This window comes from Aeromonas molluscorum 848 (genome assembly GCF_000388115.1).
GTDB lineage: Bacteria > Pseudomonadota > Gammaproteobacteria > Enterobacterales > Aeromonadaceae > Aeromonas > Aeromonas molluscorum.
This window is the reverse complement of record NZ_AQGQ01000294.1, coordinates 1-1,415: the sequence shown is the minus strand read 5'-3', so window position 1 is coordinate 1,415 and position 1,415 is coordinate 1. Positions and strand designations below refer to the sequence as shown.

Annotated in this window: 1 protein-coding gene; it reads right to left on the bottom strand. The window is 65.2% G+C overall.

Going from position 1 to position 1,415, the window contains the following annotated elements; genetic code table 11:
- Positions 1–61: 61 nt before the first annotated feature.
- Entirely contained in the window at positions 62–1,195 is a 1,134-nt protein-coding gene (gene chrA / locus G113_RS20060) for a chromate efflux transporter (RefSeq protein WP_005914561.1), read from the bottom strand.
- Positions 1,196–1,415: the final 220 nt, after the last annotated feature.

The window sequence follows — 1,415 nt, the reverse complement described above, 5'->3', positions numbered from 1 at the left end:
GGCGGCGCAGCCTGGCTGCGCGCCGTTTTTATGGGCTGTGATGATGACCGTACCCGGGAGCTCACGCCAGCAGCAAGCTGCTGGCGAGCAGCAGGGCAGCCAGAGCCAGCACGGGCAGCTTCATCACCCGCAGCAGGAAGAGGCCGGTCGCAGCCAGTGCCAGATCCTTGGGGGCCAGCACGGCACTTTGCCAGACGGGTTGATAGAGGGCGGCGAGCAACAGGCCGACCACGGCGGCATTGATGCCCGTCACGGCCCCGGCCAGTCGTGGTCTGGCCAGCAGCGCCTGCCAGCAGGGACCCAGAGCCCAGAGCAGCAAAAAGCCCGGCAAGAACAGCGCCAGGGTCGCCAGCAGGGCGCCCAGCAGGGCTTGCTGCGGCAGCATCAAGGCGCCCAGATAGCTTGCCAGTGTAAACATGGGGCCCGGGACCAGTTGGGCCAGGCTGTAACCGGTCAGGAACTGGCTGGCGCTCAGGCTCTGCTCTGCGCTCTGTTCGAGCAGCGGCAGTACCACATGACCGCCACCAAATACCAGACTGCCCGCCCGGAAAAAATCGGCAATCAGTCGGCCCGTCTCTGAGCTGGCCAGCAGAGGCAATCCGAGGAAAAGCAACGTAAACAGCACCAGACTGGGCCAGTGCGGCCCCTGCCAGGGGTGGGACTGAGCAGCTGGCAGTTTGGCCAGGCGGGCGCAGAGCAGGGCGGCCGCCAGCATCATCAGCAACTGAGTGGATAGACCGGGTTGCCACCAGAGCGCCGCCGCCGTGGCCACCATGATGCCCTGGGTCAGGGGCTCCTTGCAGAACTGGCGCGCCATGTTCAATACGGCGTCGGCGACCACCACCAGCGCCAACAGCTTGAGACCGTGCAGCGCCGCATCCAGCCAAAGATTTTCTGCCAGCTGCCCCAGTCCCAAGGCGGCAAGGGCGAGCAGCAGGAAGGAGGGGAGGGTGAACCCGACGAAGGCGGCCAGGGCACCGCCAAGCCCGGCCCTGTGCCGACCTATGGCAAAACCGAGCTGGCTGGAGGCCGGTCCCGGCAGCAGCTGGCACAGGGCCAGTTGCTGGGCAAACTCGGCCTGGTCAAGCCAGCCGAGTCGCGTGACGAAGGTGCGCTGAAAGTAACCTATGTGGGCCGCCGGGCCGCCAAAACTGGTGCAACCCAGCCAGAGAAACTGCAAAAAGATCCCTATCATCCTTAATCCGTGCGCTCGCGTCATGGCAAAGCCTGCATGATACAAGAGTTTCATGAATCCTGGATAACAGGGGCGCCGCGCTACCTCCCCCCACGCATCAGGCGCAGTCGGCCAGTCTTGGTCGATGGGGCAGGGTGTCGGCTAGCTCGAATGCGGCAGGTAGCAGAGCCCGGCTCGCCAGCAGGCGATGGGTCATGGTGTCGGCTGGCTCGATTGTGGC